Raw genomic sequence first — 16,799 nt, forward strand, 5'->3', positions numbered from 1 at the left:
AGTGTGGGGTCTCCCCATGTGAGAGTAGGTCATCGCCAAGCGCCTAATTATCTTGTAAAGATGTAACTAAGCCAGCTGAATAAGCTGGCTTTTTTGCGTCTGTAATTTGTAAAATCAAGGCACTAAGAACAATTCTGCTTAGCATTTTACTATTCGGTAAGGCAGTAGATTTACTGTTTGAAATGATATTAGGTCGTAACGTGAGAATTGCTTTACTGAGCTGTAAGTGAAGCCGTCAGTTCATAATGAAACTGGCGGCTTGGTATACCAAGTAATTTAGCTGTCTCAGCATGAACATATCACTTTCACGATACTGATTTATTACTGATTTATTACTGATTGATTCACTGTTGATTTATTTTTGCTTTGAAGCTGGCTTTAGTATCATCATTGGCAAGTTTATACCAATAATCAAGCATCTGACTGATTTCGGTTTGACTCGGTGTGTCAGCCAAAGTGTCTTGGGGATTGGGTTGGTTTTGGTTATTTGCCGAAGTTTCGCTTGGTGCAATCACAGCTGGCGCTACCAAACTGGTTGATGCGACCACTGGTGCTTGGTGCGTCAATGAGGGATTAATGACAGCACTCGATTGTGCTTGAGGCGCAGCAGCTTGGCTTATCATAGCGATTTTTAATGAAGCCGAGCGATCACCAAGATTGTATTGCAGCATCTCGTGTTCAAAATCTCGTCCAATTTGAAGACCATTTTTAATCAATTTATCCTGAGCAACATTTACCGCTTCGTTTCGTGTATTCATCAATGTCACTGTGGGTGAGGTATCAAATTGTTTCGCATCGCGGGCTGAGGTTATTGGGGGAAGTTTGAGGATCAGTGTTTGATCTGACTCATCGAAACGTATGATTAACACGTCAGACTGATAACGTACAGTGTTTGCTTGTTGTCGATATTGAGCTGTATATCTAAAGGCAATTTGATTGATGCCATCGGCTAAGATGAGATCGTCACGATTCAATGACTGTTTGCCATTCACAGTTAATAATTCAACGTTTTGAGGGATTTTGAGATTAACATCCGCCATGGCTGGTTGCACTATGCCCAGTATTAGCGCAGTGGTACATAGGATGGAATGATATTTCATAAACTTTCTCTTTTATTGCGAGGACGCAGCTAAATAATAAGGGAGATATTTTGGTGACACATCGGCTTAGTCTTTAGTCTGAACCATGATGATCATAATGGCTAGCAGCTATTTATACGACATAGAGATATAAGCAGGGAATAAAAAAGGCTCACAGGGAGCCTTTTAGTAATTGGTTGTTTTTTATAAGATTATTTGGTTAAGTCGATGCTGTACACTGCAAAACCAAGTTCATCTTTGCTGAGTTTTTTCATTTCACGTTGTTTATTGGCTTCGATAAAGGCGGCGGCTTTGTCGCTATCTTGTGTTTCGAAACGAATATCCAGTGCTACGCTGGTCGTGATGGTTTTAAAATCCCAGTTGTAATCAGCACTTGGATTGACCATACCGTCGTACTTGCCTGTGGTTTCGTTGTACTGAGATTGCGCTGTGATATAGGCAGCTAGTGCTTCACGGTTGGTGTCAGGTAGTTCGAGTACAACGTGATCACTGCCAGTACCGGCAAACTTACCGCCAAAGGCACGGTAGTTATTCGATGCGACAATAAATTCTTTCGCAGCAAGTGCTTCACCCGTAATGACATTGCCATTTTCATCTTTATAGCTTAAGTCAACGATACGGTTCGCATTGGCATTGATCACGGCACAGTCACGGTCAAATTTGCTCGGCTGAGTCACATCAATTTTGTAAGTTAAGCCATCGAGCACATCAAAGTTATAGGTTGGATGACCATCCCAGTTGATTAGGCCTTGTGGTGTCGTTTTTGTTGGATCGATTTGATTAAATTGGTTAGCTGAGCATTCGAGCCAATCTTTTAACTCTGCGCCAGTCGCTTTTACTGCAACCATAGTATTGGGATACAGGTACAGATCGGCGGCGTTTTTGAAGGTCAGTGCACCTTTATCGACTTGGACATATTGATCCGCATCGCTGGTTGTACCGTGACGTCCACCCGCTTTAAATGGTGCTGAGGCCGATAGTACTGGCAGTCCTTGTAATGCTGAAGGTAATTTCGCTTTAACGTTAGCGATTTGCGCATCGGAAACGATTTGTACCGTTGGATCGTCCTGCACTAACGTGAGGAAGCTATACATATCCGCCGCGGCAACACCGATGGGTTCATCCACAAAGGCGAGTGTGCCTTGGTGTTCTGTTGCTACAGCATCGTGAATGGCGGCATCAGCTTCAACCAATGGTGTTTTATTTGTGCCATCGTAAATTGGTTTGGCTTGAGTTGTGGCACTGATGACATTCCATTTGCCACCTTTACGTTCAAGTTTGAAGTCAACAACCCCTAAGTTATCACCCCAACGGCCTGGCATAACGGCTGGTACGCCGTTGAGTAGACCCTTAGTCACATCGGTATTGGGGAGATCTGCATATTTGGCATCGGGGAAAATTGAGTGGCTGTGGCCGAATAAAATAGCGTTAATACCTTCCACATTAGTTAATGCATAGGTGGCATTTTCAGCCATAGCATCGCCAGGGTTTTCTGTTGAACCAATGCCAGAGTGAGGAATCGCAATAATAAGATCAGCGCCTTTGGCTTTCATTTCTGGCACATATTTCTTCGCAGTTTCCACTATATCTTCAACAGTGACTTTGCCATTGAGATTCTGCTTATCCCACAGTAAAATTTGCGGTGGCACAAACCCAATGTAACCAATTTTAATGGTTTGATCATTTCCTTCGCTGTCGATGATGTGTTTTTCTTTGATGATATAAGGGGTGAATAAATGTTCACCTTTTTTGACATCATTCCAACAACCATTATCATCAGCACAATAAACGTTGGAGTTTATATAGGGAAAATCTGCACCACTAATGGATTTATTTAAGAAATCTAAACCGTAGTTAAATTCATGGTTACCTATATTACCTACTTCGTAATCTAAAAGGTTCATGGCTTTATAGGCTGGGTGAACATCACCCGTTTGCAGACCAACTTTGGCCATATAGTCGCCCATTGGGCTGCCTTGTAGCAGATCGCCGTTATCGACGAGTACGCTGTTTTTAGCTTCATTGCGAGCAGCATGGATTAAGCTGGCGGTACGAGCGAGACCGATAGTCGGATCATCTTTACCACTGTAGTAGTTGAAATCCATGATATTTGTGTGCAGATCTGTAGTTTCTAGTACCCGTAAATCTGCTTGAACATCAGGTTGAATAATAGTGTCGTCATCTGATCCACAGGCACTTACGCCAAGGGCTGCAGTGATCATTACTGCAAGTATTTTTTTATTTAACATAGTTATCTCTATTTATTTTTCTTTGACCCCAATGCATGTTCCTTAAAAGAGCATGCCCATCATCCTGTTAATTAGCAGTAAGTTAACTGTTGAGTTAATTCGTTACTAAGTTAACGGACGGGAATTATAAAGACATTTGATGATCTGAATGTGACATTAATCAGAGAAAAGCTGTTTCAAATTGTGACAATAAGTGTGTTTGCTTAAATAGTCAGCAATGGTGATATCGGGATTTGTCTGCGAAGGATGTCATTTAATTCCGTTATACATAAGGTGATACAAATTAATCTGTCTGAGGAATGGGAATACTTGGCTGATATACGCGTTACTTGTTAAGGTAGTTTGTCCAAATCGATATTCATATCGACAGGTTTAGGGCGTATTGACGTTTTTAGATTAAATTTTGTTCACTCTGGCAAGCTTGTGCTCACGAAACGAGAAATGAAGTTTAGTATGCCAAATAAATGGCGACCTAAAAGAGTCAGAACTTGCCAGACGAGCCCTTCGCGCAGCATTTTGCTGGCTTTTCTGCTACCTTATCGCTCATTAATGTGGAATAACTACACTGCATGGCCCCACCTTGTATAAAAGAGCGCTAAATCGCAGCAAAAATAACCTGAAACGTCAACATGCCCCAGTGTTCATTGAAATAGATCGTTGTTAAAGATAAAGCCAAAATCGTTAGCTCGCACCTTTCACCTTAAAATACAATCGAAAGGGCAGCAAAACTTAAGGGAGTTCATATGTGTAAGTCTGTTATTACTACCGCCGTAGCTGCGGCTTTGTTACTTGGCGCTTGTTCAGACAAGCCAGCCGCAAATACCGATGAAGCCAAAAATGCCGTTGCCACTCAAACGGCTGTCAAAGCTGAAGCGACTAACGTGCTATTGAGCAAAAGCCCGCTTCAAGATCAAGCTCCACAATTTAATCTTATCCATTCCACAGATTATGCTCCGGCTTTTGAGCAGGCTATCAAAGCTCATGAGGCTGAAATTGCTGCGATTATGAATAACAAACAAACGGCCACCTTCGCTAATACTATTCTCGCGCTGGAAACTTCGGGTGAATTATTAACGCGTGTGTCGCGCACCTTCTTTAATCTTGCTGGCTTGATTTCAGATGATACCTTTCAGAAAACAGAAGCGGATCTAGCCCCTAAGCTCTCGGCTCACAGAGATAATATTTATTTAGATCCTGTGTTATTCACCCGTGTTGAAGCGGTTTATCTGCAAAAGGAGAGTTTCAATGCGGAAGATCAGCGTTTAGTCGAATATTACTACGCGCAGTTTGTGCGTGCGGGGGCAAAGTTGTCCGCCGAAGATAAGGCGAAGATGCGTGACTATAATGCCGAGCTTGCCACCTTAGCGACAGATTTTTCACAGAACAGCTTAAAATCCTTTAAAGATGATGTGGTTATCATTACTGATAAAGCCCAGTTAGACGGATTATCAGAAAGCGAAATTTCGACCTTAGCCGCTGCGGCTAAGGCGGCGGGTAAAACGGGATATCTTATCAATTTAGTTAACACTACGCGCCAACCAATATTATCTAGCTTAAATAACCGTGAACTGCGCCAAAGAGTATGGGAAGCTTCGGCTCACAGGTCTGTGATAACGAATGGTCCATTAATTGTCAAAATGGCACAAATTCGCGCTAAAAAAGCTAACTTACTCGGCTTTGACACTTGGGCATCCTATGCGGTTGCCGATCAAATGGCGAAAACGCCAGTAGCGGTATACGAAATCCTTGATGACTTAGCACCAAAGGCCTTGGCACGCGCCAAAGTGGAAGCGGCTGATATCCAAGCCGAGATTAAAAAGGCGGGAGGTGATTTTGAACTGCAGCCTTGGGATTGGGCGTATTACGCAGATAAAGTGCGTAAAGAGAAATACTCCCTCGATGAGAGCAGCATTAAACCCTATTTTGAGTTTAATACTGTGCTGCAGGACGGGCTGTTTTTCGCGATGCACAAACTTTATGGGATAAGTATAAAGTCTCGTACCGATTTGCCTGTATGGCATTCCGATGTATTAGCTTTTGAAGTCTTTGATAAAGATAACAGTTCTATTGGGCTATTTTACCTTGACCCCTATGCCCGTGAAGGTAAAGGCGGTGGCGCTTGGATGGACGAATTTGTTACGCAAAGCGCTCTGCTAGGGACTAAACCTGTAGTCTATAACGCGCTTAATATTCCAAAGCCAGCCGATGGTCCAACCTTAATGACCTTCGATGAAGTGACCACTATGTTCCATGAAATGGGTCATGGGATACACGGTTTATTTTCTAAGGTGAAATATCCAAGTGTGGCTGGGACCTCTACCGCGCGTGACTTTGTGGAGTTTCCATCACAAGTTAACGAAGATTGGAATATCGACCCAATCGTTATTGCAAACTATGCGAAACATTACAAAACGGGAGAACCTATTCCTAAGGCGTTGCTCGATAAGATCTTAGCCTCGAATAAGTTTGGCCAAGGTTTTGATACTGTCGAGTATTTATCTGCAGCAATTTTAGATATGGAGTGGCATTCTATCAGCGCCGATACTCAAATCAGCGATGTAGAAAAATTTGAGCAGCAAGTATTAGCCAAACATGGCCTCGATTTTGCGCCTATTCCACCACGTTATAAATCGAGTTATTTTAGCCACGCCTTTGCGGGTGGATATTCTGCTGGGTATTATGCCTATCTTTGGACTGAAGTGTTTGCCGCCGATGCTTTTGCTTACATGGGGGAACAGGGTGGACTAAATCAGGATAATGGCGATAAATTCCGTGATGCCGTTTTATCTAAAGGCAATAGTGAAGATTTAATGCAGAATTATATTCAGTTTACGGGCCAGAAACCGACGACTGACGCATTGTTAAAACGCCGTGGTTTAGTTAACTAATTTTTCATGGTATAGCAGCAAAAGGCTTGATGGGGTAACTATCAAGCCTTTTTTGTTTTATTGTATTTCCTACGTCTTTACTCTAGAATCTGGCCAGATTTGACTGTGGGATATGTTCTATATCTCGTATCGACGCCCCTCGAAAATCAGGCTCAACCCCTCCTTCTTTTGAGCCCTTGAGTACAGCAAAAGCGTAGCTTCTTTTTTGGATGTAGCATAAATGGTTTCGCAATTAAGTGAAGCAATGCTGGATGTGATCGCTGACGCCTTGGTAGATAAAGGCTATATATTTTTAACTGACTTAGTTCCCCATCATATTAGCCAAGTTTTATTAGATAAAATTCAAACTACAGATGTGCATGAGTTGAAAGCCGCATCTATTGGCCGCGGTGTGGATCAACAATTAAATCCTGATATTCGCCGCGATAGGATCCAGTGGTTAGAGGAGCAAAATGAGCCCGATGTCTTGTATCTCGATTTGATGACGCAGTTAAAAAACGGCTTAAATCGTCGCTTGTTTATGGGGCTATTCGACTATGAAAGCCATTATGCCGTGTATCAACCGGACGCTTTTTATAGGAAGCATGTTGATGCCTTAAAAGGTAGCCAAAATCGCATCTTGACTACGGTGTTTTTTTTAAACCCCGATTGGAAAGAAGCCGATTGTGGTGAATTGATTATTTATGATGAACGGGATAACGAGTTAGAACGTATTCCCCCTAAAATGGGGCATTTTGTGATTTTTCTCAGTGAGCGTTTTCCCCATGAAGTCACCAAAACTCGAGCACAGCGTAATAGTATTGCGGGTTGGTTTAGGGTGAGTAACAGCGTCCATGGTTTTTGATAGGTCACGCAGGCTAAAAATGGTGCACTTGCGCCATTTTTAACTTGGTTTAGCCCGTTTAGAAATTGTAGTTTATCGATAATATTGTTGTTGTATTTCAACTTATCGATATGTTTTTACCTCTTTCATTCCTTCATGCTTTAAGCATATTCATCAATACGTCATTTTCTAATGGGAAGCTTAAGGCGGCAGCATTAGGATGTACTGACGTTTCAGGGGGGATTTTTGTGGCTTTGGTGCTTTTTATGTAAGACGAAGCTTGAGTGGAGTAGTTGTCCTAGATTAATGGGCGATAACGTAGTGGAAATGCCAATCCAATGCTGCCAGAAGAGGTTGTCTGGCAAGGCCTAGCTCTCAGTTTATTTAACTAAAAGCTGCTCGTCATTTGCGTCAACAACGACACTTCACTCCTCGTTTTGCGAGCAAAAACTTGCCAGAGTGAACAAAATTTAATCTCGAAACGTCAATATGCCCTTGGACTCATTTATCCAAATCACCCTGAAAATAGAGTGTTTTTTTATTATCGTTTAATGTTAGGCTAGATAAAAATGTGCGCAATAACACACTTTTAAATCATCTAACGGAGGCGATACTGTGGGCTGTGAAGATAACTTAGGTTGTTTAAGTGGTGAGCATGTAGTGCTTGAGCCTTTATCTTTGTCCCATGTGGCGGCATTGAGTTTGGCGGTAGCGGATGGTGAGCTGTGGCGTTTGTGGTATACCAGCGTACCGGAACCCTGTGAGATGAAAGCCTATGTGGCCCAAGCGCTTGAAGAATCGCAGCGGGGTGAAAGTTTTCCTTTTGCCGTTCGCGATAGGATCTCAGGTCAGATTGTGGGTTGTACGCGTATTTGCCACTGGGAGAGTGAACATCGTCACCTTGAGATTGGTTACACTTGGTATGCAAAACGTGCTCAACGTACGGGGATTAATACCGAATCTAAATTGCTATTGTTGACCTTTGCCTTTGAGACCTTAGATGCCATTGCCGTTGAATTTCGTACCCATTGGCATAATCAAGCTTCACGCCAAGCCATTGTACGACTGGGTGCCAAACAAGATGGAGTATTACGCAATAATAGGATCCTCAAGGATGGCACCATTCGCGATACTGTTGTTTATTCTATTATCGATACTGAATGGTCAACGGTTAAATCTGGCCTGCAATTTCGATTGAGACAGAGATCTGTAATCTAATCGTTTATATTAGAAAAGTTAGGAAACATAGATGGCGAGCATTATTACTCAAGCTGATGTCACTTATAGCCATGAAGTTGCAGTATTATTTAATGAATATCGGCAGTTCTATGGGTGTAGTGATAATTTTGCAGCAGCGCAGCAGTTTATCCACGCGCGGTTACTCGAACGCTCGTCTGTGGTGTTTATTGCACGGGATAGCCAAGGTTCAGGTCTTGGTTTTGTGCAGTTATATCCTTGTTTTTCATCGCTGCGATTAGCCCCAATTTTGATCTTGAATGATGTATTTGTGACTCAACATGCCCGTTGTGTGGGTATTGGTCGAGCTTTAGTGCAGCGGGTAGCTGATTACGCTAAGGAACAAAATATCAGTTATTTGATCTTAGAGACTCAAAGGGATAATCGCCGTGCTCAAGGGTTCTATGAGGCATTAGGCTTTGTGCGAAACCAAGATTTTTTTACCTACGAGCTTGAGATCCACTCAGGGCTTAGGTAGGTTTATTCGTTATTGCTAATAAAAAGGAAACACAACCATGTTAAAAGCGTTAGTCATAGGTGGCTTAGCCTTAAGTGCAAGTACTGCAGTATTGGCAGGCGAAGCAGAAAAGGCTTTTAGTAATGAAGTCATCGAATGTGCCGCTTATTATCAGATAAGTTCGGAAGCGATAGGGGCGATGAATGCACCACAGATGCAGGCCGTTGGTGAGCGTTTAAAGAATTCGAAAATTCAGGCAGAGAACCTTGCTAAGCAATACAGTTCAGAAGCGGAAGTCACTCAAGCTATTGCCGATGCCAAAGCGCGCCAAATTCAGAGTCTTGGAGGTTCAAGTAATTTAGGTCCCTTGATGGGCAAATATAAAAATGAATGTCAAACCATATTGGCAGAACCGCAAAAACGGTTAGATTACTGGATTATGGCAACCATGTAGCTCAGTCATTAACCTGTATATTATCAAAAGGAGCCGATTGGCTCCTTTTGATATTTAAGCTTAACTGATTGGCACCGCTTATTTTATGGGAGATTGAAACTGAGTTACGCTTTAGGCGGTCTTAGTTTGACTGACTCATTAGTGGGTTGTTATTAGCACCTTAAATTGGGTTAGGCGCCTACGATCTTTTTCAATTAAGTGAGAATAGTATGATGTTAACACTTACCGCAGCCACGGTTTTGAGTTCCGGAGTATGCTTTTACCACTTAAATCAAGGTAAGCGAGTGTTATTAGCACCGCTGCTTATTACCAATGTGAGTGAGCAGACAAAGCAAATGTTGTTGTGTGTGTTTCATTGTCAGACAATTTTTTTCCTGATATCAACGGCGATTTTTCTTACCTGTGCCCTTGCTCTGATCCCAGAGATGTACGCTTTTAGCTTATTGCTATTTATTGGGCTTAACTACAGTATTTTTGCAATTTGGCAGTTTTATATAGCAAGCTTAAGTCCACCCAATAGTGGGCAAATGTTGAGTATTCAAGCTTTGGTTTTCCTATTTATCGGTATTTTATCTATGCTGGGGCCTTTGTTGCCAATGATCTGATAGGGTTGAGTGTCAATCTGATGTTGTTAGTTTTATGCCATAGTTTTGAGCTAATTCTGCCAACTTACCATTATCGGTTAGTAATTGTAGCCAATGGGACAGGTTGTTAGCTTCTAACAGTGAGTTCGGCTTCAATAGAATGCTATGAGTATAATGTTGATCCCAGTTGTCAGATATTAGCAATAGCGGTTGTTCCTGCGGATTGAGCTTGAGATAGTCATTCAGGTAAGAATAGGTTACAGGCGCGACATCGGCACGTTTGCGTAAAATACTTTCAATCGATGCTTTATTATTGTTTACAAATATAATATTGAATTGTTTTTCAAGGTGAGCAGGATTGGTTTCAAATTGGGCGAAGCGGTAGTGATAACCTTTAACTAATGCAATCGATTTATGGGTTAGATCGCTAAAAAACAACTGGTTTTTAGCCTTACTCTTTAGGGCAATAAAGGTTTCACCATCGGTGATGTTTAAGGGAATAAATTGGGTATCTATTTGTTTCCAGCTCCAGCTGGGGTTCTCAAACATCATCATATCGAATCGTCCGACTGAATAGGCTTTATATCTGTGTTCTATGCTGGTAGAGACAAATTCAAATCTGACGTCCTGTTGGACTTGATTGAGAGCATTAATAATATCGAGGGTTAGGCCTGTATAGCGGCCATCCTGCTGAAGATTTACGTAGGGGGCAAATTGATAACCTCCTACTCGTATTTGAGGTATAGGTTCGATTTGCTGCCCTTGAGCAAATACCATAGAGCTCAAACTGGTAAAGAGGATAAAGCATAAGAGTGGGTAGCTACTGCCTTGTAAGTGCATAGGTTCTCCTGTTATTCACCGCTACCTTAGCTTACCTCTGGTTGTTACAAGTTAATACAATTAATTGCTGCACTACCGTATTGTTAATGCGTATTTTGTGCTGGTCAGTTTTATGATGATTAGGGAGATCTCACATTGAGTAATTTACCATCTCAGGTGTGTGAGTGGCTTGAACAAGGACATATTACCAAAGCCCTAGCAAGTCGCTTATATTGTACTCTTTCGCAGCGACCTAGCGCAGCGAGTTGGAGGGCGCTCTTTAGCGTATTGCTATTGTGGTTGGGGACGTTAAGTTTTGCCTGCGGGGTGATCTTTTTCTTTGCCTATAATTGGCAATCCCTTGGGCGTTTTGCCAAGTTTGCCCTGATTGAAGTGGCAATACTGCTGACAATTGTCGTTTTTGTTTGGTTATATTATCGCGCAGCCTGCTGTTTTTCAGAAACTCATCCTAATTCATCTAAACGTTCCCTCATTGGTGTGACAACCGCCAATGCCGTGCTTTTGGGGGCAAGTATCTTAGTGGGAGGATTATTGGCGCTAGTGGGACAAACCTATCAAACGGGCGCCGATCCTTGGCAGTTATTTGCCCTATGGGCACTTGTGATCTTGCCCTTTGCTTGGGTAGCAAGATTCGATGGTTTGTGGTTATTGGTCGTCGGGTTGTTTAATCTTAGTTTAGGATTATTTTTCGATACCTTTTCCCATTTTTGGGGATACTTTGGGGCTGAACAAGCGCTGCTGTTAATGTTTGTCATCTTCAATTTAGTTATCTATTACACCTTTGTATTTTTAGACCGAAAAGCGACAGGACGCTGGCATGCTCCCCTTTTGGAATATGCTTGCTCGATGTTTGCGATGGGGTGTTTTACCTGGCTTATCTGTTGGTTAATTTTTGATAGTGACCATGGCAGTGATACCTTTAGTACTTGGGTTAGCAGTGGTTATATAGCCCATCTTATTCTTGGTCTTTTTATTTTCCGTTACGTGTTGCCACAGATCTATCCATTAGCCTTGGGAGGATTTAGCCTTATTGCAGTGGGCGCCGCGTTACTAACAAAACTGATGTTTGAGGATAGCGATCCTATTGGTGGCTTTTTGTTTATCGGGCTTTATATCATATTGGCAAGTACAGGTTTAAATCTTTGGTTGAAGTCGGTGAGCCGTGTGTTTAACGCTCAATTTCCGCCAATGGCGACATTAAACCAAGGAATGGAGGTTGAAACTGATGATCGATAAGGCGACTCAAGTAGAGGATAAGCTAACCATAGAGTCTGTCGCAGAGTCGAGTTCGGCAAAATTGTGGCAAGCCTTGTATGTGGAGGGGAAAGTCAGTTCACCGCAGATGCCAGAAAGTCATGATATGCCTTGGTATGTTGCAGCCATGCAAGCCTTTGCTGCTTGGATTGCCGCATGGTTTTTATTGGGTTTTATGGCATCGCTTTTAGACGCGATTTTTGAGCGAGTCGAAGGATACTTTGCCTTATTTATTGGTTTAACTTATTTAGGCATAGGCGTTGGTTTGTACTTTTTACCGCGGCAACAGACGTTTGTTCAGCAATTTGCCTTTGCTGCGAGCTTAAGTGGACTCTTGGGCGTTGCTTGGGGATTATTCGATTTACTGGGCAATGACTTTAGTCTTGCCTGGTATTTCTGCATGGGGATTATTCTCTTGTGTTTATGGGGCTTGATTACCCATGGATTAGCCCAGCTGGTGTTTGCCTTTTGCCTAAGTTGGTGTGTTATTGGCGTTATGGCTAAATTACATCTACTTAACTTAAGCCAGAGTATTTTTGCCTTGCTTATCAGTTTACTTATTTTAAATATCAATCAATTAGGTCGCCATTACCGTCGAGTACGTATGCTCACCTATGGCTTTGCGCTTACCCTATTGAGTGTTCAATTGATTCATGCCTTTAGCATGGATAATGTGTTTGAAGAGTGGTTCAGCCCTTGGCGAGAAACGCTGTGGCTTACTCTGACTCATCTATTGATTATTTTTGCCATTTGCAGTTTTTTATTGGTATCAATTTTCCGAGAACGTCAACAATCACTGACTTCACTTGCCGCACTTGGGTGTGCTATGGGGTTAGTTTTAGTCAGTGGTCTGTCGCTGCCTATGCAGGGCTTATCCACGGCTATTCTGCTGATTTTACTCGGCCACTACTCTAATGAGCTGTGGCTTAAATGGATGGGTATTGCATCAGCGATATTATTTGTGAGTGGCTATTACTATTCCTTAGAAACGACGTTAATGCTTAAGTCTTGGTATTTGATGGGGCTAGGAGCCTTGTTGCTGATGGCGCGGATCGGGATGTGGCAATTATTTCCAGAAAATCAGAATGCCAAGGAGAGTCTCTGATGGGAAAACTGTCGGCTTCACATAAATGGGCACTTGGGATCGTATTATTCACGACTGTTGCGATTCTTACGGGCGTAAATTGGCGTATTTTTAAGTTTGAACAACTACTTAATCATGGTCAAGTGGTGCGCTTTGCATTAGCGCCAGTCGATCCGCGCTCCTTAATGCAGGGGGACTACATGGCACTGGAATATGCGATTGCCCGAGAGGTACGTAGCGTTTTAGCGCCGCAACAAATGCAGGGTCAGTTACTCTTGGCTGTTGATGAGCAAAAGGTAGCTCGTTTTGTGGACTTTTATACCGACCAAGCGCTCGGAAAAGATCAACTGCGGGTACAGTTTCGCGTCCGTGGTAATCAAATTAAGCTCGCATCGAACAGTTTTTTCTTTGAAGAAGGACAAGCCGATCATTTTAGTGCGGCTAAATATGGCGAGTTTAGGGTGAACTCGCAAGGCGAGTTGCTGCTTGTCAGTTTACTCGATGAAAAGCTTCAGCCCTTATAACCCTCAGTTAACTCTCCAGCAATAGTGTCAGGATTGTTGGCATCCATTTGTTCCGCTTATTGTATTTACCTCGATTTATCTCTGGCCGCACTTTTTATGGGCGGCCAGCAGGTTCCGTACTGCTTTCTTCCTAGCTCTGATCGCTAAATTACTCGAATAATATCCATCTTTAGTTGCAACTTTAACGCAACCAATTTGTAACTTTGGCGGCCTATAGTATCGTCAGTCTTCGAGGTGATACCGCCTTGAAGAATCTAAGTGCATAAATTAAATAGCAATCAAATACCAATTCAATATCAAATACTAAAACGATACATTTAGGGGTCTCAATGTTTAATACTAAAACTGTGCTGGCGTTAGCCATCAGCAGCGTTTGTGGGCTTGCCCATGGCGCAGATAATTTAATCATTTCAGAATATATCGAAGGTAGTAGCAACAATAAAGCCATCGAACTTTATAATCCAACGGCCAGTGTTATCGATTTAAGCCAATACCAATTACGTTTCTATTTTAATGGCAGCACAAACGTAGGCACTACGATTGTGCTCACAGGCTCATTAGCGGCGGGTGCAACTTATGTTGTGGCTGATAACGATGCCTCTGCCGATATTCTTGCGGTGACGAATCAACAGAGTACCGCGAGCTTTTTTAACGGTGATGATGCCATTGTACTGACCTATCAAAATCAAGTGATTGATAGTTTAGGGCAAGTTGGAGTCGATCCTGGCGCAGAGTGGGGCAGTGGAGATCTCTCCACTCAGGACAATACGTTACGCCGTAATTCTGAGCTACTGATTGCTGATACCATTATTGACGATGCGGTGAACTTTAGTACGTGGCTGGGTTTTGCTAAGGATGATATTTCAGATCTTGGCAAGTTTAACGCCGGCACGCCGATTGATCCCGTCGATCCTCCACCAAGCTCTTTGGTGTGTGGCGAAGACGCTACCGCAATTCATACTCTTCAAGGTACGGGTGCTATAAGCCCTTTCAATGGTCAAACCTTAGTGGTTGAGGCTGTGGTTGTTAGCAATCAAGAAGCGGGTCTTAAGGGCATTTTCGTACAAATGGCTGATAATGAAGCCGATAGCGATCCCCAAACTTCTGAAGGTGTATTTGTGTACACGGGCAATACGCCAACAGCTTATATGGCGGGCGACCGTATTCGCTTAAAAGCTAAAGTCACTGAATATCAAGGTTTAACTGAATTAACGACAGTTTCTGAGCACACACTTTGTGCCACAGGGCAAACACTGCCAACGGCCGCTGTAGTGACCCTACCGGTTAACAGTAGCGATGATTTTGAACCCTTCGAGGGCATGCGCGTTCGTTTTAACCAAGATTTAGTGGTTAACGAAGTCTATAACCTCGGCCGTTATGGCGAGATTTCTTTAGGCAGTCAGCGCCACTTTATTGGTACTCAGGTGGCTGCACCGGGCGCGGATGCATTAGCGGTGAGCGCAGCCAACCAACGCGACAGTATTTTATTAGATGATGGTTTAACGGCGCAGAATCCTGATCCTGTGCAATTTCCAGCCCCAGGTCTTAGCGCATCGAACACAGTGCGTGTGGGCGACAAAGTCACGCAGCTTACGGGTGTGATGCACTATGGCTTTAACTTATATCGTGTTATGCCAATCGAAGCGGTTAACTTTGTAGCTGAAAATCCACGTCCTGTTGCGCCAACGCTAGCCGAGGGCGGTAATCTTAGCGTCGCCAGCTTTAACGTACTGAACTACTTCAATGGTGATGGTCAAGGTGCGGGTTTCCCAACTGAGCGTGGTGCCAATACCATAAGCGAGTTTGAGCGTCAAAAGGTCAAGATTATCAGTGCTATGGTGGGCATTAATGCCGATGTATTTGGTTTAATGGAAATCGAAAACGATGGCTTTGGCGCAAATTCAGCTATTGCTGATTTAGTCGCTGGCTTAAATGCCGCTGTGGGTGAAACGCGTTATGCGTATATCGCGCCAACAGGCATGAATGCAATAGGAACCGATGCCATTTCTGTTGGTTTAATTTATCGCAGCGATAAAGTCACGCCGCAGGGTGCTGCGCGCATTCTATCCAGTGCCAATTCACCATTAGATGAAGATCAACAGCCGCTGTTTGACGATACAAGAAACCGCCCTATGCTGACGCAAGCCTTTAGCGTGAACGGCAGTGAAGAAGGCATGGTTGTCGCGGTTAATCACCTTAAATCTAAGGGCAGTGAATGTGCGGGCGATCCTGATCTTAACGATGGTCAAGGTAACTGTAATATCACTCGTACCCGCGCGGCGACGGCCGCTGCTCAATGGATTAGTGAACAATATCCAGATCAAGGTGTGCTGCTGATTGGTGATTTGAACGCCTACGCGAAGGAAGAGCCATTAACTGCGTTAGCAAATGCAGGATTTAGTGAACTGTTTGCTGAGCTTGGAAAGCCAAATCCATACACCTATGTGTTCTCAGCGGAATCGGGTCAGTTGGATCATGCTTTAGCGAACGCAGCATTGCTGGATAAAGTGGTGGATGTGGCGCAGTGGCATATCAATACCGATGAACCGCGCGTATTGGATTACAACGAAGAGTTTAAGACACTCGTTCAAATCCAAGACTTATTCGCAAGTGATGCTTACCGCTCATCGGATCACGATCCTGTGGTGATTTCACTCTTGCTTGAAGCGGAGAAAGTCGCGCCAGTAGCCAGTTTCACTCAAGTGGTGAATGGTGCTGCAGTGCAATTGACGTCAACCTCAAGCGATAGCGATGGGCAAATTGTGTCTGCCGAGTGGAGCTTTGGCGATAATACAGTGGCAGTGGGTGATGTAGTTACTCACAGTTACAGCCAAAGCGGTGAATATCTGGTCACACTAACTGTGATTGATAATGACGGCCTAACCCATAGCAGCTCACAAATGGTGGTGGTAGTTGTCGAAAATGTGAAACAACCACCCGTTGCACAAATTCAGCGTATCAATTTATGGTTAGTCGATATGTTTATCTCGACCAGCTACGATACCGATGGCGTGATCAAGCAACATAAATGGACGTTCGACAATGGCACCCGCGCTAACGGCCAAGTGGTATTACGCCTTGCCCGCCGTGGTCAACACACTGTTGAACTGACCGTTAAAGATAACGACAAGTTAACCGATACCACGACGCTGACTTATCGTTAGGCCAGTCCATTTATTCCGCTGATTTTTAAGTGATTCAAAGCCCGCAGCTGCGGGCTTTTGTTTAAGCTTTGCAGTTGATACTGGAATCACTGATATTGTTATCATGCTCGGAATAAGTTCAGCTTACTTAGTGATGATTTGA

Annotated in this window: 13 protein-coding genes; 10 read left to right on the plus strand and 3 right to left on the minus strand. The window is 43.3% G+C overall.

Annotation, left to right across the window (positions count from 1 at the left end; all coding sequences use genetic code 11):
- Window positions 1-344: 344 nt before the first annotated feature.
- Together L2744_RS12920 and L2744_RS12925 are read right to left on the minus strand one after the other, a co-directional pair.
- Window positions 345-1,100, minus strand: coding sequence for a YccT family protein (locus L2744_RS12920; RefSeq protein ID WP_248992294.1), 756 nt, complete (start codon window positions 1,098-1,100; stop codon window positions 345-347).
- Window positions 1,101-1,291: 191 nt separating this feature from the next.
- The gene (locus tag L2744_RS12925) at window positions 1,292-3,349 is read right to left on the minus strand and encodes a bifunctional 2',3'-cyclic-nucleotide 2'-phosphodiesterase/3'-nucleotidase (RefSeq protein WP_248992295.1); all 2,058 of its coding nucleotides are present in this window, start codon (window positions 3,347-3,349) and stop codon (window positions 1,292-1,294) included.
- A gap of 743 nt (window positions 3,350-4,092) precedes the next feature.
- Between L2744_RS12925 and L2744_RS12930 the strand changes: the two genes are divergently transcribed.
- The 6 genes from L2744_RS12930 to L2744_RS12955 all read left to right on the plus strand — a co-directional run bounded on the left by L2744_RS12930 (window position 4,093) and on the right by L2744_RS12955 (window position 9,812).
- Window positions 4,093-6,237, plus strand: coding sequence for a M3 family metallopeptidase (locus tag L2744_RS12930; protein ID WP_248992296.1), 2,145 nt, complete (start codon window positions 4,093-4,095; stop codon window positions 6,235-6,237).
- A gap of 220 nt (window positions 6,238-6,457) precedes the next feature.
- Window positions 6,458-7,081, plus strand: coding sequence for a 2OG-Fe(II) oxygenase (locus L2744_RS12935; protein WP_248992297.1), 624 nt, complete (start codon window positions 6,458-6,460; stop codon window positions 7,079-7,081).
- Between the two features lie 594 nt (window positions 7,082-7,675).
- The gene (locus L2744_RS12940) at window positions 7,676-8,278 is read left to right on the plus strand and encodes a GNAT family N-acetyltransferase (protein ID WP_248992298.1); all 603 of its coding nucleotides are present in this window, start codon (window positions 7,676-7,678) and stop codon (window positions 8,276-8,278) included.
- Between the two features lie 31 nt (window positions 8,279-8,309).
- A complete protein-coding gene (locus L2744_RS12945) occupies window positions 8,310-8,774 on the plus strand; it encodes a GNAT family N-acetyltransferase (protein ID WP_248992299.1) in 465 nt (154 codons plus the stop codon).
- A 37-nt stretch (window positions 8,775-8,811) separates the two neighbouring features.
- Complete coding sequence (locus tag L2744_RS12950) at window positions 8,812-9,207, plus strand: hypothetical protein (RefSeq protein WP_248992300.1); 396 nt, start codon at window positions 8,812-8,814, stop codon at window positions 9,205-9,207.
- 209 nt (window positions 9,208-9,416) lie between these two features.
- Window positions 9,417-9,812 carry a hypothetical protein gene (locus L2744_RS12955; RefSeq protein WP_248992301.1) on the plus strand — a complete coding sequence of 132 codons (396 nt, stop codon included), beginning with the start codon at window positions 9,417-9,419 and terminating at the stop codon, window positions 9,810-9,812.
- 12 nt (window positions 9,813-9,824) lie between these two features.
- Here the strand turns inward: L2744_RS12955 and L2744_RS12960 are convergent, their stop codons facing one another.
- The gene (locus L2744_RS12960; protein WP_248992302.1) at window positions 9,825-10,631 is read right to left on the minus strand and encodes a substrate-binding periplasmic protein; all 807 of its coding nucleotides are present in this window, start codon (window positions 10,629-10,631) and stop codon (window positions 9,825-9,827) included.
- Between the two features lie 135 nt (window positions 10,632-10,766).
- Between L2744_RS12960 and L2744_RS12965 the strand changes: the two genes are divergently transcribed.
- The 4 genes from L2744_RS12965 to L2744_RS12980 all read left to right on the plus strand — a co-directional run bounded on the left by L2744_RS12965 (window position 10,767) and on the right by L2744_RS12980 (window position 16,657).
- Window positions 10,767-11,867 carry a DUF2157 domain-containing protein gene (locus L2744_RS12965; protein ID WP_248992303.1) on the plus strand — a complete coding sequence of 367 codons (1,101 nt, stop codon included), beginning with the start codon at window positions 10,767-10,769 and terminating at the stop codon, window positions 11,865-11,867.
- Window positions 11,857-12,990, plus strand: coding sequence for a DUF4401 domain-containing protein (locus tag L2744_RS12970; protein ID WP_248992346.1), 1,134 nt, complete (start codon window positions 11,857-11,859; stop codon window positions 12,988-12,990). The genes L2744_RS12965 and L2744_RS12970 overlap by 11 nt, the downstream gene beginning before the upstream one ends.
- Window positions 12,990-13,493, plus strand: a complete 504-nt coding sequence (locus tag L2744_RS12975; protein WP_248992304.1) for a GDYXXLXY domain-containing protein — start codon at window positions 12,990-12,992, stop codon at window positions 13,491-13,493. The genes L2744_RS12970 and L2744_RS12975 overlap by 1 nt, the downstream gene beginning before the upstream one ends.
- A 329-nt stretch (window positions 13,494-13,822) precedes the next feature.
- Window positions 13,823-16,657 carry an ExeM/NucH family extracellular endonuclease gene (locus L2744_RS12980; RefSeq protein WP_248992305.1) on the plus strand — a complete coding sequence of 945 codons (2,835 nt, stop codon included), beginning with the start codon at window positions 13,823-13,825 and terminating at the stop codon, window positions 16,655-16,657.
- The last annotated feature ends 142 nt before the right edge of the window (window positions 16,658-16,799 follow it).

Origin of the sequence: Shewanella profunda, from assembly GCF_023283765.1 — a bacterium.
GTDB classification, from domain to species: Bacteria; Pseudomonadota; Gammaproteobacteria; order Enterobacterales; family Shewanellaceae; genus Shewanella; species Shewanella profunda.